Annotated in this window: 21 protein-coding genes and 1 pseudogene; 10 read left to right on the top strand and 12 right to left on the bottom strand. The window is 62.8% G+C overall.

The window, feature by feature from the left end; all coding sequences use genetic code 11:
• Nucleotides 1-33 precede the first annotated feature (33 nt).
• Nucleotides 34-1,073 (bottom strand): annotated as a pseudogene (locus tag HDE78_RS19960) (NADH:flavin oxidoreductase).
• Between the two features lie 200 nt (nucleotides 1,074-1,273).
• Here HDE78_RS19960 and HDE78_RS19955 point away from each other — a divergent pair.
• The 3 genes from HDE78_RS19955 to HDE78_RS19945 all read left to right on the top strand — a co-directional run bounded on the left by HDE78_RS19955 (nucleotide 1,274) and on the right by HDE78_RS19945 (nucleotide 3,422).
• A complete protein-coding gene (locus HDE78_RS19955) occupies nucleotides 1,274-1,660 on the top strand; it encodes a helix-turn-helix domain-containing protein (RefSeq protein ID WP_179482828.1) in 387 nt (128 codons plus the stop codon).
• A gap of 128 nt (nucleotides 1,661-1,788) precedes the next feature.
• Entirely contained in the window at nucleotides 1,789-2,439 is a 651-nt protein-coding gene (locus HDE78_RS19950; protein ID WP_179482826.1) for a hypothetical protein, read from the top strand.
• A 146-nt stretch (nucleotides 2,440-2,585) separates the two neighbouring features.
• Entirely contained in the window at nucleotides 2,586-3,422 is an 837-nt protein-coding gene (locus tag HDE78_RS19945; RefSeq protein WP_179482824.1) for a restriction endonuclease, read from the top strand.
• Between the two features lie 91 nt (nucleotides 3,423-3,513).
• Here the strand turns inward: HDE78_RS19945 and HDE78_RS19940 are convergent, their stop codons facing one another.
• The 5 genes from HDE78_RS19940 to HDE78_RS19920 form a co-directional block, all read right to left on the bottom strand.
• Complete coding sequence (locus tag HDE78_RS19940) at nucleotides 3,514-4,338, bottom strand: alpha/beta hydrolase (RefSeq protein WP_179482822.1); 825 nt, start codon at nucleotides 4,336-4,338, stop codon at nucleotides 3,514-3,516.
• Between the two features lie 181 nt (nucleotides 4,339-4,519).
• Complete coding sequence (locus HDE78_RS19935; protein WP_179482820.1) at nucleotides 4,520-5,173, bottom strand: GGDEF domain-containing protein; 654 nt, start codon at nucleotides 5,171-5,173, stop codon at nucleotides 4,520-4,522.
• The gene (locus HDE78_RS19930; RefSeq protein ID WP_179482818.1) at nucleotides 5,104-5,595 is read right to left on the bottom strand and encodes a hypothetical protein; all 492 of its coding nucleotides are present in this window, start codon (nucleotides 5,593-5,595) and stop codon (nucleotides 5,104-5,106) included. The genes HDE78_RS19935 and HDE78_RS19930 overlap by 70 nt, the downstream gene beginning before the upstream one ends.
• A gap of 58 nt (nucleotides 5,596-5,653) precedes the next feature.
• Entirely contained in the window at nucleotides 5,654-5,812 is a 159-nt protein-coding gene (locus tag HDE78_RS19925) for a hypothetical protein (protein ID WP_179482816.1), read from the bottom strand.
• Between the two features lie 36 nt (nucleotides 5,813-5,848).
• The gene (locus HDE78_RS19920) at nucleotides 5,849-6,316 is read right to left on the bottom strand and encodes a hypothetical protein (protein WP_179482814.1); all 468 of its coding nucleotides are present in this window, start codon (nucleotides 6,314-6,316) and stop codon (nucleotides 5,849-5,851) included.
• 283 nt (nucleotides 6,317-6,599) lie between these two features.
• On the opposite strand from HDE78_RS19920, the gene HDE78_RS19915 reads away from it, so the two are divergent.
• The gene (locus tag HDE78_RS19915; protein WP_179482812.1) at nucleotides 6,600-6,926 is read left to right on the top strand and encodes a hypothetical protein; all 327 of its coding nucleotides are present in this window, start codon (nucleotides 6,600-6,602) and stop codon (nucleotides 6,924-6,926) included.
• A 568-nt stretch (nucleotides 6,927-7,494) separates the two neighbouring features.
• Here the strand turns inward: HDE78_RS19915 and HDE78_RS19910 are convergent.
• Together HDE78_RS19910 and HDE78_RS19905 are read right to left on the bottom strand one after the other, a co-directional pair.
• The gene (locus HDE78_RS19910; RefSeq protein ID WP_179482810.1) at nucleotides 7,495-8,046 is read right to left on the bottom strand and encodes a peroxiredoxin; all 552 of its coding nucleotides are present in this window, start codon (nucleotides 8,044-8,046) and stop codon (nucleotides 7,495-7,497) included.
• 151 nt (nucleotides 8,047-8,197) lie between these two features.
• A complete protein-coding gene (locus HDE78_RS19905; protein ID WP_179482808.1) occupies nucleotides 8,198-8,569 on the bottom strand; it encodes a hypothetical protein in 372 nt (123 codons plus the stop codon).
• A gap of 209 nt (nucleotides 8,570-8,778) precedes the next feature.
• Between HDE78_RS19905 and HDE78_RS19900 the strand changes: the two genes are divergently transcribed.
• Both HDE78_RS19900 and HDE78_RS19895 read left to right on the top strand, forming a co-directional pair.
• Nucleotides 8,779-9,894, top strand: a complete 1,116-nt coding sequence (locus HDE78_RS19900) for a histidine kinase (RefSeq protein WP_179482806.1) — start codon at nucleotides 8,779-8,781, stop codon at nucleotides 9,892-9,894.
• A complete protein-coding gene (locus HDE78_RS19895) occupies nucleotides 9,891-10,679 on the top strand; it encodes a LytTR family transcriptional regulator DNA-binding domain-containing protein (RefSeq protein ID WP_179482804.1) in 789 nt (262 codons plus the stop codon). Before HDE78_RS19900 ends, HDE78_RS19895 begins: the two co-directional genes overlap by 4 nt.
• A 63-nt stretch (nucleotides 10,680-10,742) precedes the next feature.
• Here HDE78_RS19895 and HDE78_RS19890 read toward each other — a convergent pair whose 3' ends face one another.
• Nucleotides 10,743-11,708, bottom strand: coding sequence for a zinc-binding dehydrogenase (locus tag HDE78_RS19890; RefSeq protein ID WP_179482801.1), 966 nt, complete (start codon nucleotides 11,706-11,708; stop codon nucleotides 10,743-10,745).
• Between the two features lie 111 nt (nucleotides 11,709-11,819).
• Here HDE78_RS19890 and HDE78_RS19885 point away from each other — a divergent pair, with 111 nt between their 5' ends.
• Nucleotides 11,820-12,272 (top strand): MarR family transcriptional regulator, encoded by a 453-nt coding sequence (locus HDE78_RS19885; RefSeq protein WP_179482799.1) that lies wholly within the window; start codon nucleotides 11,820-11,822, stop codon nucleotides 12,270-12,272.
• A gap of 116 nt (nucleotides 12,273-12,388) precedes the next feature.
• Nucleotides 12,389-14,341: a M61 family metallopeptidase gene (locus HDE78_RS19880; RefSeq protein ID WP_179482797.1), complete on the top strand. Its 1,953-nt coding sequence runs from the start codon at nucleotides 12,389-12,391 to the stop codon at nucleotides 14,339-14,341.
• A 150-nt stretch (nucleotides 14,342-14,491) separates the two neighbouring features.
• Here HDE78_RS19880 and HDE78_RS19875 read toward each other — a convergent pair whose 3' ends face one another.
• Nucleotides 14,492-15,373 (bottom strand): aldo/keto reductase family oxidoreductase, encoded by an 882-nt coding sequence (locus HDE78_RS19875; protein ID WP_179482795.1) that lies wholly within the window; start codon nucleotides 15,371-15,373, stop codon nucleotides 14,492-14,494.
• A 126-nt stretch (nucleotides 15,374-15,499) separates the two neighbouring features.
• On the opposite strand from HDE78_RS19875, the gene HDE78_RS19870 reads away from it, so the two are divergent.
• Nucleotides 15,500-16,393 (top strand): LysR family transcriptional regulator, encoded by an 894-nt coding sequence (locus HDE78_RS19870; RefSeq protein WP_218862606.1) that lies wholly within the window; start codon nucleotides 15,500-15,502, stop codon nucleotides 16,391-16,393.
• Nucleotides 16,394-16,423: 30 nt separating this feature from the next.
• On the opposite strand, the gene HDE78_RS19865 is transcribed toward HDE78_RS19870, so the two are convergent.
• Nucleotides 16,424-17,266, bottom strand: a complete 843-nt coding sequence (locus tag HDE78_RS19865; RefSeq protein WP_179482791.1) for an SAM-dependent methyltransferase — start codon at nucleotides 17,264-17,266, stop codon at nucleotides 16,424-16,426.
• Between the two features lie 125 nt (nucleotides 17,267-17,391).
• The gene (locus HDE78_RS19860) at nucleotides 17,392-18,381 is read right to left on the bottom strand and encodes a LysR family transcriptional regulator (RefSeq protein ID WP_179482789.1); all 990 of its coding nucleotides are present in this window, start codon (nucleotides 18,379-18,381) and stop codon (nucleotides 17,392-17,394) included.
• Nucleotides 18,382-18,482: 101 nt separating this feature from the next.
• Between HDE78_RS19860 and HDE78_RS19855 the strand changes: the two genes are divergently transcribed.
• Complete coding sequence (locus HDE78_RS19855; RefSeq protein WP_179482787.1) at nucleotides 18,483-19,547, top strand: NAD(P)-dependent alcohol dehydrogenase; 1,065 nt, start codon at nucleotides 18,483-18,485, stop codon at nucleotides 19,545-19,547.
• Nucleotides 19,548-19,682 lie beyond the last annotated feature (135 nt).

Raw genomic sequence — 19,682 nt, 5'->3', positions numbered from 1 at the left:
CGATGCGCTCCGCATGGCGGCGTCATCGTTGAATTACATCACCAACTCACCCATCGCGGCGGCGGTGAATTCCTTCAGGTGCTCGCTGTCGCCTGTGCGTACCTTGGTCAGCCATAGCGGATCGCTGAGCAGGGCACGGCCCACCGCAATCAGATCGAACTCGCCACGCTCCATGCGCTCGATCAGATTGTCCAAACCCACCGGCGTGGAGCTTGCCCCGCCAAAGGCCGCCATCACGTCGTTCGACAGGCCGACCGAGCCGACGCTGATGGTGGCGGCACCGGTGAGCTTCTTCGCCCAGCCGGCAAAGTTCAGTCCGTTGGCGCCATCGATCTCCGCAAACTCCGGCTCCCAGAAGCGTCGCTGCGAGCAGTGCAGAATGTCCACGCCGGCTTCCACCAGCGGCAGCAGCCAGTCGGTCATCGCTTCCGGCGTCGGTGCCAGGCGTGCCGTGTATTCCTGCTGTTTCCACTGGCTTACGCGCAGGATGATCGGGAACTCTGGACCCACAGCTTGGCGGATCGCCTTGACCACTTCGCCGGCAAAGCGCGAGCGCTGCACCAGCGTAGCGCCTCCGTAGCGGTCGCTGCGCTCGTTGGTGGCCGACCAGAAAAACTGGTCGATCAGGTAGCCGTGTGCACCGTGAATCTCCAGTGTGTCGAAGCCCAGACGCTTCGCATCGGCGGCCGCGCGAGCGAATGCTGCGACGGTGTCGGCGATGTCTTCTTCGCTCATCGCCTCGCCGCGCGCGGTGCCCGGCGCCACGAGGCCGGAAGGGCTTTCGGGCGGTGCGGGTGGCGTCCATTCGGCAAACGGATGCGCCACGGCACCCACGTGCCAGATCTGTGGGCCCATCTTGCCGCCGCGCCATGCACGGCATGGATCACGTTCTGCCAGCCGGCCAGCGCGGCCTCGCCGTGGAAGAATGGAATCTGGCCTTCGTTGCGCGCTGCCGGCCGGTCGATCACCGTGCCTTCGGACAGGATCAGCCCGACCTCGCCCTCGGCGCGGCGGCGGTAGTAGGCCGCTACATTGGCGCCCGGTACGCCATGGGGGGAGAACGAGCGCGTCATCGGTGCCATCACTACGCGATTCTTCAGCGCGAGGTTTTTGATCTGGAACGGCTGGAACAGCACGTCGGTGTTGGTTGTGGGTGTGTTGTTGGATGTCATGCGGGAGGATCCACTGGGGAGGAACCCGTCGATGGTATATTTTGTATACCTAGTGTCAATGAGGCACAATTTGGCAACTAGGTAGCCGACGGGAAACCACCATGCCTTCGCTCAGACATCGCGTGCTGCAGGCTTCCGACTGCCCCAGCCGGCTCCTGCTGGACGAGCTGGCCGATAAATGGTCGGTGCTGATTCTGGCCGCGCTCAACGAGGGCCCGCTGCGCTTCAACGAGATCAAGCGCACGCTGGAGGGCATTACGCAAAAAGCGCTCACCCAGACGCTGCGCCGCCTGGAGCGTAACGGCATCGTGGCCCGTCGCGTCGTCGTGGCATCGCCGATCGCGGTGGAGTACAGCGTAACGGCATTGGGCAAAAGTCTGAAAAAGCCGCTCAAGGCCTTGTACGAATGGACGGTCGTCTACCTGCCCGAAGTGGAGGAAGCGCGGCAGACGTTCGATAAAAAATCGGTGCGAACTCCGGCCGAATAACGTTTAACGCGGCATGTCAAGGCAGACGCCTGCTATTCGTCGATCCCGCTATCCCTCTTTCGTGTCACTTATCGCGTTGATAGCATGTGGATGGCCGTAAGGTCACAGCAAAATCAAACTGGGGAAATATGAAGAAGTTAGTGATCGCGGCGGCTGCAGCCGCCGTTTTGGGTGGCTGCGTGTCCGCGCCCAGCAAACCGGTGGAATCAAAGACCGCCATGCGGGGAAAGCAGGTGGTGTTGGCTCATTACGCGATGCCCGATTTTGCAGCTATGACGCCTGGCAAAGCCGCGTTCGGTCTTTTCGGTGCTGCTGCGATGATTCATGCGGGCAACGCGATTGTTCAAGCCGACAATATCCCCGATCCGGCACTTGTTATCGGCCAACATCTGGCGAATGATCTAGCGGCAAAAGAGGGTGTGAGCATCGTTTCCGGTCCGACACCGATGGCGATGAGCGATCAGCCAGCGACCTTGCTAAAGACCTATGCGGGTGCCGACATCATTCTGGACGTAAAGACACTGAGTTGGATGTATAGCTACTACCCTACTAAGTGGCAGACTTATCATGTCTTTTACGTTGCTCGTGTTCGCTTACTGGACGGGCACACGGGTAGCCTGATCGCGCAGCAGTTATGCAAGGTCGACCCCACCGATCCGAAGAATCCACCTTCCTTTGATCAGCTTCAGGCCGATCACGGTGCAATGCTCAAAGATTTTCTCGGCAAGGCTGCGGATACATGCGTCAACACCGTGGAGCAACAGGCACTGCGCGTTTAATTGCGCTGTGGCTAAACGTGTTTGCAACGTCAGAGAATGAGCGCCAAGCCAACGGTTAACGTTGTGGGTATCTGCACATTTATTCGGTGATTGATCAGGTCGGCGCTGGTTGATCTTCTTATCTCCATCAAGGAGCTCAGGGACGTATGTATCCTCAAAAGAGGGTAGGTCGGCGCTACGACGACCTACTGACGAGAATCTCCTGGCAGGAATTCGAGCAGTTGCTCGCGACTTACTACGCGGCTCAAGGTTATCGCGTCGAGCATGTCGGCACGGGCGGTTCAAGCACGAAGTTCGATGGTGGCATCGACCTCAAGCTGTATCGCGACGATCAATACTTGATTGTGCAATGCAAGCACTGGAACGTTTTTCAGGTCACGCACAATCCGGTGCACGAGCTGCTTGGCGTGATGCTGACGCAGCATGCGACGGGCGCCATCGTGATTACCAGCGGTGAATTTAGTCGTGCGGCGAGAGTGGCTGCGGCCGAGGAGCCGCGGGTAACGCTGATCGATGGTACGAAACTGCGCGAAATGCTTGGGCCGATTGCCGGATTGTTCGTGCCCAGCGAATCCGGCCATGTACATACGAGCGTCGGCGGAAAATTGGGAAGCGCCGAAGCGAATTTTTCGGGCTATCGTTCAAGTCGCAGTCGGCAGTCGCGCTCACGCAATCCGCTGGCTGGCTTGGCTTTCGCCATCGTCATGGGCCTTGTCGCGTATGCGGTGATCATGCATACGATCAAAGGAGTCGCGCCAAAAACGGTATCGCTCCAAGCGCCTAGCGGCGCGTTGCCGCTGTCGTTCGCACCGCCGGTCGCCGTCGCTCCCAGCATGGCTGTCGCTACTGCCGTCGCGTCGGCCATGCCGGCGTCGAAAGATCAAGTGACTCATATGACGGCGGCGCAGCAGCGCGAGTGGCAGCGCAAAAACGATGAAGCGATGAGGATTCTCGAGAAGACCACGCCGACGCTGGAGCGATAGCGTTACCCGGCTCCGGCCAGCAATCGATTGAGCGGCTGATTTTTTCTTCGGACGGCGGGTAGAACCCGATGTCCGAAGAAAGGAAAAACTTTCACGACTTGAAGAACGCCAGCAGATCCTGATTGATCACGTCGGGATGCGTGGTGCACATGCCGTGCGGGTAGCCCTCGTACACCTTCAGCGTGCCGTGTTTGACCAGCTTGATCGAGAGCAGGGCGGCGTCGGCGATGGGGACGATTTGGTCGTCGTCGCCGTGCATGATCAGCACCGGTACGTCGATGGCTTTGAGATCGTCGGTGAAGTCGGTTTCCGAGAACGCCTTGATGCAGTCGTAGTGCGCTTTGGTGCCGCCCATCATGCCCTGGCGCCACCAGTTTCTGATCGCGCCCTCGGACACCTTGGCGCCCTCACGGTTGAAGCCGTAGAACGGGCCGGAGGCGACGTCCAGAAAGAACTGCGCCCGGTTGGCCGCCTGCGCCGTGCGAAAGCCGTCGAACACTTCGATCGGCAGACCGCCGGGATTGGTATTGGACTTCACCATGATTGGCGGCACCGCGCCGATGAGCACGGCCTTGGCCACGCGGCCCTTGCCGTGTTTGGCGACATAGCGGGCGACCTCGCCACCGCCGGTGGAGTGGCCGACGTGGATCGCGTCTTTCAGATCCAGGTGCACCGCCAGCTCGGCCACGTCGGCGGCATAGGTATCCATCTCGTTGCCGGTATCGGTCTGGGTGGAGCGGCCGTGACCGCGGCGGTCGTGCGCAATCACGCGATAGCCCTGGTGCAGGAAGAACAGCATCTGCGCGTCCCAGTCGTCCGCGCTGAGCGGCCAGCCGTGGTGAAAGACAATGGGCTGGCCGGTGCCCCAGTCTTTGTAGAAGATGTCGGTTCCGTCGCGGGTCTTGAGAGTCGGCATGGTGTTCTCCTTAGACAAAGCGTTTGAGGAAGATCGAGTATGCGACATTCCACGCACGGCGATATGTGCCGTGCCTGCCGTTTGCCTGACTCCTTGTGGATGTGCTTCGATCGCCGTGCTTCTCTGCCGACGGACAGGCGCAGCCATCGAAGCCGTTAGATCTCGTGCGCCGCGACGGCGGCTAGGTTACTGGCTGTCCCACCACCCCATTGCCGCCCTGGCGTTTGGCTTCGTAAAGCGCGCGGTCGGCCCGTTGCAGCACGCTGGTCAGGCTGTCGCCGGCTTCGATCATGGCAACGCCGAAGGAGGCGGTCACCTGCTGCGCCGGTTCCACGCTCAGCTCGGCGATGGTCGCGCGCAGGCGTTCGGCCAGCTGCTGCAGGCCGACGGCGTCGACGTGCGGAACCACGACGAGAAACTCTTCGCCGCCCCAGCGTGACACGCACTCGCCGCTGCGCAGCAGCCTTTCGCAATGCTGCGCTACCTTCTGCAGTACCCGGTCGCCTACGGGGTGGCCGTAGGTATCGTTGATCGCCTTGAAGCGATCCATGTCGAACATGATGACGCCGGCGGGAATCCGATCGGCGAGGATGCTCTGCAGTATCTGCTCGCCCGGACGGCGGTTGGCGATATGCGTGAGCGGATCGTGGTTGGCAATGATTTCCAGCCGCGCGCGTTCCAACGTGAGCCGCTCGATCTTGCCGGCCAGCCCTCGCTGCACGGGTATCAGCACGGTGACCAGGACGAGCGCCGGTCCGTAGGCCATCAGCAGGTCGCGCCCTCTCGGGGTTTCCATTTCCAGCGGATGCAGCAGTAGATAGACCAGCACGGCCACGCGACGAGTATCCAGACGAGCAGGGCCACGCGAAACGCCTGTGGGGTCGGGAAGAACAGCATCACCATCAGCACCAGGATCAAAAGCAGCGAGGATATCGGCGGTAGAGTGGTGATCAGCGGCAGGCCTGGCGTGAGAACGGCTTGCGTCACGTACAGCCAAGTCGGCGCGACCAGCGCCGCGCCTGACGCCAGCAGCGCGTAGCGGCCGATAGCCAATGCCCACCTGGGCTGGCGGAGCAGCGCGATGAGTAGAACGGCAAACAGCACGAGCATGGTGGGCGGAACGATCAGATCCAGCGGCTGCTGGACAGGACTGAGCCAGTGGATCGTCGTGGCGCACGCGGCAGCGACTATGGCCAGTCCCAGCATCACCACCATGGCGTGGTGGACGAAGCGTTCGCTGGGATCTTGCATGGGCATGGGGCTGTGGCCTGTGTAACCGACGGCGGCAATGGGTCGGTAGTTTTCTATGGCTTTATTAAGCGCACACGGGCGCGTCGCCGACAACTGGCTTCGAACCGATCGAGCGTTCGATGGTGGTCGCGTCGTAGAGGCCAGCGTGATGTCGCAGGCTGGTGATGAGCGCAGCGAATCCCAGCGCCATCGGCACCGAAACGTTGGGATTCGCGTTGCTCATCGCCAACCTGCCCAAGCGGATGCAATCGCTGACGAACTATCGCAGCGGCTCGGCGGCGGTGTCGCCCTTGCAGGTGATCGGCTGGCCGGTTTTGCCGACGACCGGGCTGAAGCTCGAGCCGCTGTGGTTGATGACGATGCCGGCATCGCAACGCTGGTTGCCGTCGAGCCGATAGGTGGCCTGCACACGCAGCGCTTCCTGCCGCTGCTTCTCCATGCGCACCGCCAGGTCTGCCTGGTACTGGCGCGACTGCTCATCCACCTGCTGATGCGTTTCGGAGAGCTCCTGGCGCTGCTGTTCAAGGTCGGCAGCCAGCTGTGCCTGATGCTGCGCAGCGGCGGCTTTGGCGCGTTGCGCGTCCTCGGCGGCAGCGAGCGCCGACGCATGCATGACCTCATCGGCGTGACGCCCGGCAAGGTATTGAGACATGCCGTTCCAGGCCACTGCGGCGACGACCAGACCGGCCACGCCAGCTCCGATTTTCCACGACAGCGACATGGCCATGACCTTTGATCCCCCGCCAGGTTGACGAAAATTCCGCGCCGGCGGAACCCGACAGCGCATCCGTTCGAGGCCGCTCGGTCGAGTCTAGCATTGACTCGCAGAGTGCCTTGGCTCGCGGCGGCCGATTATGATGCAGGAGTGGACTTTTCAAGGGGATTCGGCTTTTGTGCCAAGGTGCATGTGCCAATGACGGATTTCTTGTTTCTGGGGCGACCCGACCGTTCGTTGCCACTGGCGAGCAGAAACGTTGATGAGTCACGCCCTGGACACGATCGAAAACGCCTTGCTCGACGAGCTGATGTCGGCCATCGAAACGATCCGCTTGACCGATTTGGCGATTCGCGAAAACGTCGAGTCGGGTCAATGGGATGAGGCGCGCCGCCGATCGATGGCGTTAGTCGATGTGCTGAAGGACAAGCGCACTTTCGGTGACGCCATAAGCCAACAGCTCATGGACTTGAGCGTTGCCGATGCCGGGCGTGCGAGGTTCCAGCGGTGCTCCGACATGTCGATACATCTGTTGAGTCTGCTTTCAAAACACTCGCCGATTTACCAGCGTATCGTCGCCGGCCTGGCCGCAGAAAGTCGTTGGGCGCTGTCGGCCGAGTAACGGCGAGTGACAACGGACGGAGCATGCCGTGCTGCTTGCTGCTTTCGGGCAACGACAAACGCCGATAGGTATCTGGTCGATCGGAGCGTTGCCAACATGGGCGATTGATCGGTTAGTTTGTCCGTGGTCGTGTCGCTGCGCTCGGACATCGGCTGCCAGTCGCCATCGACAAAGGTGATGGTGACAAAGATCGGGTAGCCTTGGCAGGTACGCGCGCTTTCGTAAAAGCGCATTTCGCGATCGATAGCCGTGTGCCACGCCATCCACGGCAGCAGGTGGCCCCGAGGTCGCGCCTTGCGTTGCGACATGCCCGGCGTTTGGACGTCTGATTGGACAGGGCGGGCATACGCGCGACGAAGGCGCCGACAGCGAAGAGGCAACAGGTGTGGGGTGGTTTCATCGGTCGATCCGGGGCGCTGTCGGGTATGAGAAGTCGGTGCCATCAAGGCGTGCGGCTTGCCGGCCCGTCAATCGCCGTGGCGCGCCCCTCGACCCCGATAGACGAAGAGCGCCGTTGCCGGCGCCCTTCGTCTATCGCGGCGAGTGAATGGCCCCCAGCGCGAAGATGTTAGCCCTGCTTCTCGAGTGCCCTGACGGCATCCAGCGTCTCCTGCACGTGCTTGGTGGGACTGAGGCTGGAATAGACGTGGACGATCTTGCCGGACTGGTCGATCACGTACGAGGTGCGGTCCGACCAGTCGGGTTTGAGCATCAGCGTCGCGTCGTACTGTTTGGCGATCTTTGCGCCTTCGTCGGCGGCGACCGGGAACTTGCCGCCGCAGTGTTCGGTTTCCTTGGAGAAATCGGCCAGCTCGGAGGTATGGCCGGCGGTCACGCCGATCACGGTGGCATGCAACGCCTTGAACTTGTCGATCGATTCGGAGAACAGGTGCGCCTCGACGTTGCAGCCGGAGGTATGCGCGGCCGGGAAAAAGTAGACCACTACCGGCCCCTTCTTCAACGCATCGGCGAGGCTGAAAGTAAAGGGCTGGCCGGCAAGGTACGCCGGCGCGGTGAAGTCGGGCGCCTGCGTGCCTTCCTTAAGCGCGGCAAACGCCGGCGAGGCGAGGATGGCGGTACCGACGAGACTGAGGGCGGCAAGTTTCAGCAAGGGCTTCATGAGAGCGGTTCCTGTTTGGACGGAAGAGTCAGGAGGTTTATACGCCATAAGTGCGCCGATGGATGCCGCTTGCGCTGAGCGATGAGCCATCTCTACACGTCACGGGGCCGGTTGAAAACGCCGTCTGGGGGCTTGTGGGCGGTCGTCGGCTTTATCCGCCGCCTCGCGACGCCAGGCGCAGGCCGCTGGTCCGGCAGACGTCGATGTGTTGAAACAGCTGGCGGCGTCCGCCTTGAAATGTCACGCGCAGGTCGCGCAGGCAGCCGCCGGTCGGAACGTCGAAGCTCAGCGAGCTCAGGCCGCCCTGCAGCGGCTGGCCTATCGCCACGTCGCTGAAATTCCCGTCGTCGGCGGGGGCGATGGCCAGCGCGGTGATGCTGTCGAACGTGGCGTTCACCACCTTGAACTGTCGCGCAGATGTGAGTGCGGCCTCGGCATGTGCGGCGCTGGCCGACGGTATGGCGAGCAGGCTGCCGAACATCATGGCGGTAGCAAGGAGGAGAGTGGCGCGGTTGGGATTCATGCAGGGGCTCCGGTTCGAATGGTGTGGCCGCCGTTGGCGCGATGGCACACGGTCGGTAACCGGATATCGCTGGATGGAGCTACTCGATGGAAGCGGTTTGGGACGAATCGTCGTGATGCGATGGCGAATCGTAGCGGCGTGAAGCATTGCTTTTCAGCGCCGTGCGCAGCGCCTAGGATGGCCGCTCCCACTTACGGAACATTCCGCTGATGATGGTTCGCCTCGGCAACACGCAGATCGGCCTGTTTCGCTATCTGGGGCTGTGGGGAGGCGTGGTGCTGGTGTTCGCCGTGCAGGGATTCATGCAGGATGTCATGAACGGCAGCACCGTCTGGTCGATCTTCGATTACCTGCGCTGGTCGATGATCGAGTGGTACACCTGGGCGGCGTTGACTCCGCTGGTGTTCCAGCTGGCGACGAGGTATCCGATTCAACCGCCGGTGCGCTTGCGCGGGCTGGGCATACAATTGCTGGCGAGCTTGGGCGTGACCATGCTGGTCATTTTGATCGGTGCCTTCGTATCGACGGCGTTCGAGCCCAGTTCGTTTGCCGAGCAGGTCAAGCTGTTTGTCGGCCAGCATTTCGCCACCGACTTGCTGGCCTATTGGTTGGTGTTCGCGATCCAGCAGGCCATGCAGTTCCATGCCGAAAAGACGCGCCGCGAGATCGAAGCCAGCCAGATGGCGACGGAGCTCGCGCAATCCCGCCTGCGCGCGCTGAAGTCGCAGCTGCAGCCGCACTTTCTGTTCAACACCTTGCATGCCATCGCGACCCTGCTGGACGAGGACACGCTGTCGGCCGAAGACATGCTGCTGCGCCTGAGCGAGTTGCTGCGCGCGTTTCTGGAGGACTACGACGGCCAGGAAGTCAGCCTGCGACGAGAGCTGGTGCTGCTGGATCTTTACCTCGGCATACAGCGCATACGTTTTAAGGATCGCCTCACCACGCGCATCTACGTGGCCCCCGATACGCTGGATTGCGCGGTACCCAGCCTGATCCTGCAGCCGATCGTGGAGAACGCCATAGCGCACGGGATCAGCAAGCGGGTCGGTGTGGACTGCATCGAGATCGAAAGCCGGCGCGAGGGCGATACGCTGTGTATCGACGTGCGCAACCACAACAGCAAGCTGGAGGCGGGGCCGGCATCCGGTTCGGGACACGGTATCGGTCTGTCGAACACCGAGCTGCGCCTGCGCGAACTGTATGGCGAGGTCGCCCAGGTCAGCCTGGGCATGATCTGGCCCGAGGGCGTCATCTGCCGTCTGCGCCTGCCGTTTCGCGAAATCGACGGGCTGGACGATGCGCCCGAGGTCGCTTCCCTGTGAGCATTACCGCTCTCGTGGTGGACGACGAGCCGATCGCGCGCCATGCCATCGTGCGCCTGTTGCGCGACGATCCGGACATCGAGCTGCTGGGCGAGTGCGGCGATGGCGCGTCGGCGGTCGAAGCGATTCGCCATAGGTCGCCCGAGCTGGTTTTTCTCGACATCCAGATGCCTGCCATGAGCGGCATGGAAGTGGCCTCGACCATCGGTGCGGAGCGCATGCCGGCGACGGTGTTCGTGACGGCCTTCGAGCAGTACGCGGTGCGGGCGTTCGAGGCGAACGCGGTAGATTATCTGGTGAAGCCATTCAGTCGCGAGCGTTTCGCCGCCACGCTGCGGCGCGTAAAGTCGCGGCTGTCGGCTGGAGCAGGGGCGGGCAGGGATGCGTCGACGCAGATATTGCAAGCGCTACAGGCCTTGCGCCAGCGCGACGAGCATATCCAGCGTATTCCCATCCGTACCGACGAGCACATCCGGTTTATCGAGGTCGACGATATCGTGTGGATCAAGGCCAGCGGCAACACCGTGCAGATTCATCTGGCCGATGGCATGCACGAAATGCGCGAGACCATGAGCGCGCTGGTGGAGCGGCTCGATCCGCGGCATTTTGCGCGCGTCCACCGCTCGGCCATCATCAACGTGCGCCGGATCAAGGCGATCCATCCGTGGTTCAACGGCTACCACGTCGTCACCATGGATAGCGGACAGAAGCTTCGCATGAGCCGCTACCAGCACGACACTTTTCTGCGTCTGGTATCGGCGCGTGGTGGCAACACCGCGGAGTAGGGCCGCAAGCGAAACGGCGACGGTGTCGGGATTCTTTACTGGGTAACGCCTTGGCAACTTTGTTCAGCCGTTGGGGCCCATGGTAAATACCGTGCGTGCGCGGCCTTCGGCCTCAGCCCAGCCGCTTGCCACCATCGACAGCGGCACCGCGTGGGTCGCCATCTGGAAGCCTTGGGGTACGGTGGCGTTGAGCAGTTGCGTGATGGCGGCGAAGATGCGCGGCATAGGCACGCTGCCGATGCCGCTGCCCATCAGCTCGATCGCGGTGGACCGAAGCGCTGAACTGGGCAAGGTAATGGTCGGTGCGCTGATCGAACCGATCTGCACAAATCGAAGCGGCACCGCATCTTCCGCCGCCTTGGCCGCCGCTGCCAGCAACAGGCTGGCGCTCGGTCCCCAGAGGTAGTCCAGCACCGCGCCGACGCCGGCGCGAAAGTGATGCTGGAATTCGCTTTCCAGGGCGCTTTCATCCTGCGCGAGGTTGATCGTCACATCGGCACCCAGTGCGCGCAGCGAGTGCAGTGCTTCGACGTTGCGTCCTGTCGCGATGACTTTGCCGGCACCCAGATGTTTGGCGATCTGTACCGCGAGCGCACCGGAGCTGCCCGTAGCGCCGTTGATCAGTACCGTCTCTCCCTCAGCGAGCTTGGCACGCTCCACGAAAGCCGCCCATGACGACATGCCCGGAATGGCGATCGCCGCCGCGGTCACGTCGTCCAGTGCTGCCGGCAGGGGAATGCAGCGGTTTTGTTTGACCAGGCAGTATTCGGCCATGGCACCGAAGGGCGCTTCAGGCAGCACGAAATACACGCGCGTGCCGTCCTCGAGCGTCCCCGTGCCGTCGACGCCGGGAACGAGAGGAAATCTTCCCGATGCGCTGTAATGTGAGCCGGCTGCCCGGCTTTTTGTGACATGGCTGAGCGATGACGCCGCTACCCTGACCCGAACCAGGCCTTCGGTGGCGACCGGTTCGCGAAAGTCGGTATATACCGGCAAGTTACCCGGTTCTTTGATGAGTGCTGCTTTCATGTGTTTTCTCCTTTGAAGAAAATCGGTGTTCGATTCCCTGCGCTGGGTAGATCGAATATATGTGTATAATACACGTACAAAATATATGTGCAATATGCACGGAGTTTGGCGATGAAAAAAGAAATTCGCGAGCTGCGCGGTGCGCTGCTCGACCTGACCGGCGTACTCAATCGCCCTCAGCCCGACGCGGCTCTTATCGAGGCGGCAGGCGTCGACCTCGACCGCGCACTTTTTCCGCTGCTGGCGCGAATCGACCGACTGGGCCCGATAGGTATCGTCGAACTGGCTGAGCTGGTCGGGCGCGACCACACCACGGTCAGCCGGCAAATCACCAAGCTGGAGAGTCTCGGTCTGATTGCCCGTACCCCGAGCCCGCAAGACGGACGTATCCGCGCGGCCGTCGTTACCGAGCAGGGCCGTGCGATGACGGCCGCATTAGATGCCGCCCGTCAAAAGATCATGGAGAAGATGCTTGGCGACTGGGAAAAAGAAGATGTGCGCACCTTGGCTCGTTTGCTTCGCCGGGTGGCGGACGACGCGCTGGACTGGGTGAAGACCCTGTAGCGTTATACATGGCGATGCGATCCATTTCGTGGTGGAAATGTACCGCCCCGACATGACGCGTCGTGCATGCTGCTAAATTGCGGTACTCGTCTTTCTCTTTCGTATCGGAGCCCGTCATGCCCTGTATCCCTACCGCAGCTTCGCTTGCCGTCGTGCGCTGCAAACAGGCGAGCGTCGCGCTGGCGATATCCATCGCACTCGCTGCCGGCGCTGTTGGCGCGCAAGAGGCGCGTAGCGATCAGGTGCCCCCACCGCAGGACACGGCCTACGTCGGTACCGTGACCCTGCATGTCGATGCCAGCGACACCGCGCAGGGCATTTTTCGCGTGCACGAAACCATTCCGGTGAAGGGGGGGCCGTTGACGCTGCTGTACCCGCAGTGGATCCCCGGCGACCATTCGCCGACGGGGCCGATCGCCATGCTGGCCGGGCTCAAGCTCAGCGGCAACGGCAAACCATTGATGTGGAAGCGTGACAAGTACAACGTCTACGCCTTCCATCTCGATGTGCCGGCGGATGTGTCGAGCATCGATGCGGATTTCCAGTATCTGTCCGGACGCAGCGATGATTTCGAAATCACCGACCGCATGATGGATATGGAATGGAGCAAGGTATCGCTGTATCCGGCCGGCTATTTTTCGCGCGACATCACCTTCGCGCCCAGCGTGACGCTGGCGCACGGCTGGCAGCTCGGCGCGGCTCTGGAGACGGCCTCGCAATCGGGTGACACCACCACGTTCAAGCCAGTGACGTTCAACAACCTGATCGACTCGCCGATCTATGCCGGGCAGTATTTCAAGCGCGTCGATCTGAACCCCGGCGGCGATGCGCCGGTGCATCTGGATATCGTCGCCGATGCGCCGAAGTATCTGGAGATGACGCCCGAACAGCTGAAGGTGCATCGTGCGCTGGTGACGCAGACGGTAAAGCTGTTCGGTTCGCACCATTACGACCACTACGACTTTCTGTTCTCGCTGTCGGATCAGATGGGCGGCAACGGTACGGAGCACCACCAGTCCAGCGAGGACGGCCTGGGCGCCGATTACTTCACGGCGTGGAGCGACAACGCGCCCGAGCGCGATCTGCTGGCGCACGAGTACACCCATTCGTGGAACGGCAAGTTCCGTCGCCCCGCCGACCTGTGGACGCCCAACTTCAACGTGCCGATGGGCGATTCGTTGCTCTGGGTCTACGAAGGCCAGACCCAGTACTGGGGTTACGTGCTGACCGCGCGCGCAGGCATCTGGACGCCGCAGCAGTTTTTCGACGCGCTGGCGATGATGGCGGCCAATTACGACCGCAATCGCGAAGGTTTCCAGTGGCGCACGCTCGAAGACACCACCAACGATCCGACCGCCGCCCGACGTTCGAGCCTGCCTTATCGCAGCTGGCAGATGAGCGAGGACTATTACAGCGGCGGCCAGATGATGTGGCTGGCGGTGGATGCCAAGCTGCGCGCGCTGACGTACGACCACAAATCGCTGGACGACTTCGCGCAAGCGTTCTTTGGCGTGGACAACGGCAGCTACGTGACCAAGACCTACACCTTCGACGACGTAGTCGCGACGCTGAATACGGTGGCGCCCTACGACTGGGCGGCGTTTCTGCATGCGCATGTCGACACGCTCGACCCGCCGCTGCAGAACGGTCTGGCGGCGACCGGCTGGAAGCTGGTCTATACCGACAAGGAGAGCGATTACGAGAAGCAGTACAACAGCCGGCCGGAGCCCTCCCGTCATCTGTACAACTTCGCTTGGTCGATCGGCCTGACCATGAACGACAAGTCGCAGATCAACGACGTGCGCTGGGACGGTCCCGCGTTCAAGGCCGGCGTCAGCACCGGTGCCACCCTCGTCGCCGTGAACGGGCAGGACTATTCGACCGACGTACTGAAAGCGGCGATCACCGCGGCGAAGGACAGCAAGACGCCGATCCAGCTATTGCTGAAATACCAGGGCGGCTTTCGCACGGTGGCGGTGGATTACCACGGCGGCCTGCAGTACCCGCATCTGGTACGCGTCGAAGGCACGCCGGACTATCTGAGCCAGATCATTGCGGCGCGCAAGTAGCGGGGGGGGGGGCGCTCTCGCCATTGAACGTTACCGACGAGGGCAAAAGCACCGCTGGCTGCTTTTGCCCTCGTCGGTTTTGGACGGCTGGTGTTTGCGCACAAAGCCATCAAAAGAGCGCAGGTATTTCCGGCAAGCGTGGGCCCGCGGTCAGCCGTGGGCGTGATCGCCGGCCATGCGATCGAGCGTTTTCAGCGCATCGTCGGGCAGCGCGATATCCGCCGCCGCCAGGTTTTCGCGCAGATGCGCTACCGATGAAGTGCCCGGAATCAGCAGGATGTTCGGCGAGCGTTGCAGCAGCCACGCGAGCGCCACTTGCATCGGCGTGGCATCGAGCTGCGTGGCGACCTCGGACAGCGCGGTCGACTGCAGCGGGGTGAAACCGCCGAGCGGGAAAAACGGTACATAGGCAATACCGGCGGCGGCGAGTTCGTCGATCAGCGTGTCGTCGTGGCGGTGCGCGAGGTTGTACTGATTCTGCACGCCGACGATGTCCGCGATGACGCGTCCTTCGGCCACCTGCGTGCGCGTAACGTTGCTGAGGCCGAGATGGCGAATCAGGCCCTGCTGCTGCAGTTCGGCCAGCACCGTCAGCGGTGCTTCGAGCGAACCTTCGGCCGGGCCGTGCACGTCGAACATCAGGCGCAGGTTGACCACGTCGAGCGCGTCGACGCCGAGGTTGCGCAGGTTGTCGTGTACGGCACGGGTCAGGTCTTCCTTGGAGAAGGCGGCATTCCATGAGCCGTCCTCGCCGCGCCGTGCGCCGACCTTGGTGACGATGACCAGATCGTCGGCGTAGGGATGCAGCGCTTCGCGGATGATCTGATTGGTGACGTGCGGACCGTAGAAGTCGCTGGTGTCGATGTGATCGACGCCGCTGGCGATCGCCTCGCGCAGCACCGCGATGGCGCCGTCGCGGTCTTTCGGCGGGCCGAACACGCCCTTGCCGGCCAGTTGCATGGCGCCGTAGCCCAGGCGCTTCACGGTGCGATCGCCGAGCTTGAACGTGCCGGCTTTGCGGATATCGGTCATGGCTTGTCTCTCAGGGTCTTTGCTATTGGGGACCTGAAATATAGACACTCCAAGCTTGTATGATAACTGGGCACAATCGGCACGGGCCGTATGGAAAATCGAACAATGCCACCGAATCTAGCCGATCTGTCCGCCTTCGTGGCTGTGGCTCGGGCCGGCGGATTTCGCGATGCCGCCCGCAAGATCGGCGGCAGCGCCTCCAGTCTGAGCGAGGCCGTGCGCCGGTTGGAAAGCACGCTCGGCGTCAGGCTGCTCAACCGCACCACGCGCAGCGTGGCCACCACCGAGGCCGGGGCGCGATTGCTCGATCGGCTGGGTCCGGCGCTGGGCGAGGTCGAGGCGGCGCTGGATGTGGTCAACGGTTTTCGCGACCGCCCGGCCGGCACGCTGCGGCTGAACGTGCCGGTGAGTGCGGCCCGGCTGGTGCTGCCGCAGATCCTGCCGCCGTTTCTCGCGGCCTATCCCGATATCCGGCTGGAGATCGTTGCCGAAGACAGTTTTGTCGATGTGCTCGCGGCGGGTTGCGACGCCGGCATTCGCTACGACGAGCGGCTCGAGCAGGACATGATCGCGCTGCCGATCGGTCCGCGCGTGCAGCGCTACGCGACGGCGGCATCGCCAGCTTATCTGGACCGCTGCGGTCGCCCGGATCATCCGCGCGATCTGCTGGCGCATGCCTGCCTGCGCGGTCGCTTTTCCAGCGGGGTAATACACCCCTGGGAGTTCGAGCGTGACGGCGAGATCGTGATAGTGGAACCGTCCGGCCCGCTGATCGTGCGCATCGGCGCAGCGACCGATCTGGCCGTCGACGCCGCGGTCGCCGGCTGTGGTGTCATCCAATTGTTCGAGGACTGGCTGCGCCCGCATCTGGACAGCGGCGCGCTGGAGCCCGTGTTGGAACCCTGGTGGCAGCGGTTCTCCGGGCCGTTTCTCTACTATCCGGGGCGCCACCATCTGCCTGCGCCGCTGCGCGCGTTTGTCGATTTCATTCAGGCGCAGCGTGTTTTGGCGGAAGGCTGAGCAGCGCTGGACGAACCGCCGTGCAGCGCGTCAGCGCCGCGTCGCCAGTACGCCGTCCAGCGCCAGCTGCGCCTTGAAGCCGGCTTTCTCCAGCCGCTTGGCCACCTCGTTGGGCACATCGCGACCGCTGGTGAGCTTGTTCGGGCTGCCGGTGTAGTGAAACAGCCGGCCGCCGCGACGCAGCACGCGCGCGAGGTGGTCGTAGAACACCTGCGAATACAGCTCGCCGGCGATGCCGAAGCGCGGCGGGTCGTGCAGCAGCGCATCCACGGAGGCGTCGGCGATCTGCGTGATCGCCTGTGACACGTCGGCATGATTGAGCTGCAGGCGCCCGCCGCTGGCGAGACCATCCGGATCGGGCGACCACGGATTGAGCGTGCGCAGCCACAGCACGTCGGCGTTTTTCTCCAGCGAGTGGATATGCGCCACGCCGGCTTCCAGACAGCAGGCGGCGAAGTAGCCCAGGCCGCCGCAGGTATCGAGCACCATCTTGCCGCGCGGTTCGATCAGCGCGACCTTGCGGCGCGCATCCTCGAACGGCGATTCCTTCGAGGTCGGCAGCATTTTGATGCCGTCGATCTCGAACGTCGGCGCGCCCCATTCGGTCGGCACAAGTTTGATCAGCGACTGGTCGAAACGCGAGACGGGCGCGAACGCTTCGCCGTCCCAGTGGTAGATCGTGCGGTCTTTCAGTGTGGGCGGGTAGGGGTATGGCCGCTGACGCCACTGCCAGGCATCGCTATCCAGCGTGACGCTGTCGGTCGACAGTCCCAGATCCAGCGAACCATGCCATGTGCCTGCGCCGGCATCACGCGCGGCGAGAAGTGCGCTGGCGATCGGGCGAGTGAGCAGGGGGCTGGAACAATGCGACACGAGAACGCTCCTGGTACGACGGCAGCCGGCCGCATGCGACGAACGCGAGATCGTAACCTACTGCTGTCGTTGGCGCGGGATGGATGAGTCGACGCGTGGTGCGAAGGCAGTCGATCGCATGTGCTTTATCCGTCGCGCAGTCGCGCCGACCGGTCTGTCGCCGCGGCGTGCAGGCCTCGCCGGTGCAGGGTTTTCAATTCCTCGGCGGTCAGGCGGCAGGCGGTGGCGCTGCCGGTCTGCGCCATCACGAAATCGATAAAGGCGCGTACGCGGCTGGGCAGTTCGGTGCGCTGGGCGTAGTACATGTAGACGCCGTAGCGCTCGTTGAGCTGGTCGAGCATCAAGGGCACCAGGGCGCCGCGGCGGATGTAGTCGGCGGCGCTGATGCTGTCGAGCTGACCGATGCCGAGGCCGTCCACCACTGCCTGGGTTTCGGCTTCGGCATCGTTGCTGGTGAAGCCCGCCGGCAGGTCGGCGAAGCGCAGCTCGCCCTTGTCCTGAAACTCCCACGGCGAGATGCGGCCGGTATTGGGGTGACGCGCGCCGGTAAGCTGATGCCGCTCGAGCTGCTCGCGTTTTGTCGGCGTGCCGTGTTCGGCCAGATAGGCCGGACTGGCGCAGATCAGCAGCTGGATGCGGAACAGCTCGCGCACCACCAGCTGCGCATCGGGCGGAAAGCCGCTGCGAAAACCGATGTCGATATCGCTGCCGATAAGGTCGGTGTAACGATCGTCCAGCAGCAGCTCGACCATGACGCCGGGATAGGCCTTGCGGAACGCGCCGATCAGCGGCAGCAGAAAGACGCGGCCTAGAGTGGGTGAAGCGGTGAGGCGGATGGTGCCCTGCTCTTCGGTGACGGCACTCTGCACTTGCTGCCAGGCGCTGTTGACCAGCTCGATCCCCGGCCGCACCTTGTCGGCGAAGCGGCGGCCTTCCTCGGTCAAGCTGCTTTTGCGCGTGCTGCGGCGGAACAGCTGCACGCTCAGTTCGCGCTCGAGCTGACGCACCGCCTTGCTCACCGCCTGCGGCGTGATGCCCTGGGCCGAGGCCGTACGGTTGAAGCTGCCCAGGTCGATCGCCTTGAGGAAGGTTTCGATCGCGCGAAGCCGATCCATTGGAAACTCCGGGTTGTTTTTGAAAGCCGGTATTGAGACTACTACGGTTGCTTTTCAACGCGTAGCCTATGCGGGCTTACTTCCCCCAAAGGAGACATTCCATGCTTCCCACTCTCAGCTATGCCGCATCGTCGGCCAAAGCGCCGCTGGCGCCGTACCGCTTCGAGCGCCGCGACCCGCGCGAGCACGACGTCGTCATCGACATTCTCTATTGCGGCGTCTGCCATTCGGATGTGCACACCGTGCGCGACGAGTGGGGCCAGGGCAAGTACCCGATCGTGCCGGGCCACGAGATCATCGGCCGCGTGACGGCGGTCGGCAAGGGCGTGACCAAGTTCAAGGTCGGCGACATGGCCGGCGTCGGCTGCATGGTGGATTCGTGCCGCGAATGCGCCAGCTGCAAGGAAGACCTCGAGCAGTTCTGCGAGAAGGGCGCCACCTTCACCTACGCCAGCAAGGATCGCCACGACGGCAGCGCCACCCAGGGCGGCTATTCCAGCCAGGTCGTGGTGGACGAGGCGTTCACCCTGCACATCTCCGACAAGCTCGATCCGGCCGCAGCGGCGCCGCTGCTGTGCGCCGGCATCACCACCTACTCGCCGCTGAAGCACTGGAAAGTGGGCAAGGGCAGCAAGGTCGGCGTGGTCGGCCTGGGCGGCCTGGGCCACATGGCGCTGAAGCTGGCACACGCGTTCGGTGCCACCGTGGTGCAGTTCACCACCTCTGAATCCAAGCGTGCGGATGCGCTGCGTCTGGGCGCCGACGATGTCGTGCTGTCCAACAATGCCGAGCAGATGAAGGCCCATGCGGGTACCTTCGATTTCATTCTGGATACGGTATCGGCCAAGCACGATTTGGACGTCTATTTGCAGATGCTCAAGCGCGAGGGCACCATGACCCTGGTCGGCGTGCCGGACAAGCCGGCCGAACTGGCGGCCGGTGCGCTGATCTTCGGCCGTCGTTCGCTGGCCGGGTCGCTGATCGGCGGCATTGCCGAAACGCAGGAGATGCTGGATTTCTGCGCCGAGCACGGCATCGTCTCGGAAATCGAAAAGATCGATATCCAGGACATCAACGAGGCCTACGAGCGCATGCTCAAGAGCGACGTGAAGTATCGCTTCGTGATCGACATGGCCAGCCTGAAGAAAGAAGCCGCGTCGGCCTGATTCCCGCCGAGCCGTCGAGCTTCATCGAAAGAGGCCGCCGATGGCGTAATGCTGTTCACTTAAGCATTGCATCGTAGCCAAGGCGTCCCAAGAATCCGGCCTTCACCTGTTGAAGGCCGGATTTTTTTGTGTCCC

Source organism: Rhodanobacter sp. K2T2 (assembly GCF_013408815.1).
Taxonomy (GTDB): Bacteria; Pseudomonadota; Gammaproteobacteria; order Xanthomonadales; family Rhodanobacteraceae; genus Rhodanobacter.
The sequence above is the reverse complement of the archived record's forward strand: the minus strand, read 5'-3'. Positions and strand labels throughout refer to the sequence as shown.

Excerpts from the sequence above, each read along its gene's own strand:
- HDE78_RS19885 (WP_179482799.1), top strand. The coding sequence starts at position 11,820 with ATGAAAAAAGAAATTCGCGAGCTGCGCGGTGCGCTGCTCGACCTGACC.
- HDE78_RS19950 (WP_179482826.1), top strand. The coding sequence starts at position 1,789 with ATGAAGAAGTTAGTGATCGCGGCGGCTGCAGCCGCCGTTTTGGGTGGC.
- HDE78_RS19955 (WP_179482828.1), top strand. The coding sequence starts at position 1,274 with ATGCCTTCGCTCAGACATCGCGTGCTGCAGGCTTCCGACTGCCCCAGC.
- HDE78_RS19900 (WP_179482806.1), top strand. The coding sequence starts at position 8,779 with ATGATGGTTCGCCTCGGCAACACGCAGATCGGCCTGTTTCGCTATCTG.
- HDE78_RS19925 (WP_179482816.1), bottom strand. The coding sequence starts at position 5,812 with ATGAGCAACGCGAATCCCAACGTTTCGGTGCCGATGGCGCTGGGATTC.
- HDE78_RS19930 (WP_179482818.1), bottom strand. The coding sequence starts at position 5,595 with ATGCCCATGCAAGATCCCAGCGAACGCTTCGTCCACCACGCCATGGTG.
- HDE78_RS19910 (WP_179482810.1), bottom strand. The coding sequence starts at position 8,046 with ATGAAGCCCTTGCTGAAACTTGCCGCCCTCAGTCTCGTCGGTACCGCC.
- HDE78_RS19860 (WP_179482789.1), bottom strand. The coding sequence starts at position 18,381 with ATGGATCGGCTTCGCGCGATCGAAACCTTCCTCAAGGCGATCGACCTG.
- HDE78_RS19940 (WP_179482822.1), bottom strand. The coding sequence starts at position 4,338 with ATGCCGACTCTCAAGACCCGCGACGGAACCGACATCTTCTACAAAGAC.
- HDE78_RS19945 (WP_179482824.1), top strand. The coding sequence starts at position 2,586 with ATGTATCCTCAAAAGAGGGTAGGTCGGCGCTACGACGACCTACTGACG.
- HDE78_RS19890 (WP_179482801.1), bottom strand. The coding sequence starts at position 11,708 with ATGAAAGCAGCACTCATCAAAGAACCGGGTAACTTGCCGGTATATACC.
- HDE78_RS19880 (WP_179482797.1), top strand. The coding sequence starts at position 12,389 with ATGCCCTGTATCCCTACCGCAGCTTCGCTTGCCGTCGTGCGCTGCAAA.
- HDE78_RS19875 (WP_179482795.1), bottom strand. The coding sequence starts at position 15,373 with ATGACCGATATCCGCAAAGCCGGCACGTTCAAGCTCGGCGATCGCACC.
- HDE78_RS19855 (WP_179482787.1), top strand. The coding sequence starts at position 18,483 with ATGCTTCCCACTCTCAGCTATGCCGCATCGTCGGCCAAAGCGCCGCTG.
- HDE78_RS19905 (WP_179482808.1), bottom strand. The coding sequence starts at position 8,569 with ATGAATCCCAACCGCGCCACTCTCCTCCTTGCTACCGCCATGATGTTC.
- HDE78_RS19920 (WP_179482814.1), bottom strand. The coding sequence starts at position 6,316 with ATGGCCATGTCGCTGTCGTGGAAAATCGGAGCTGGCGTGGCCGGTCTG.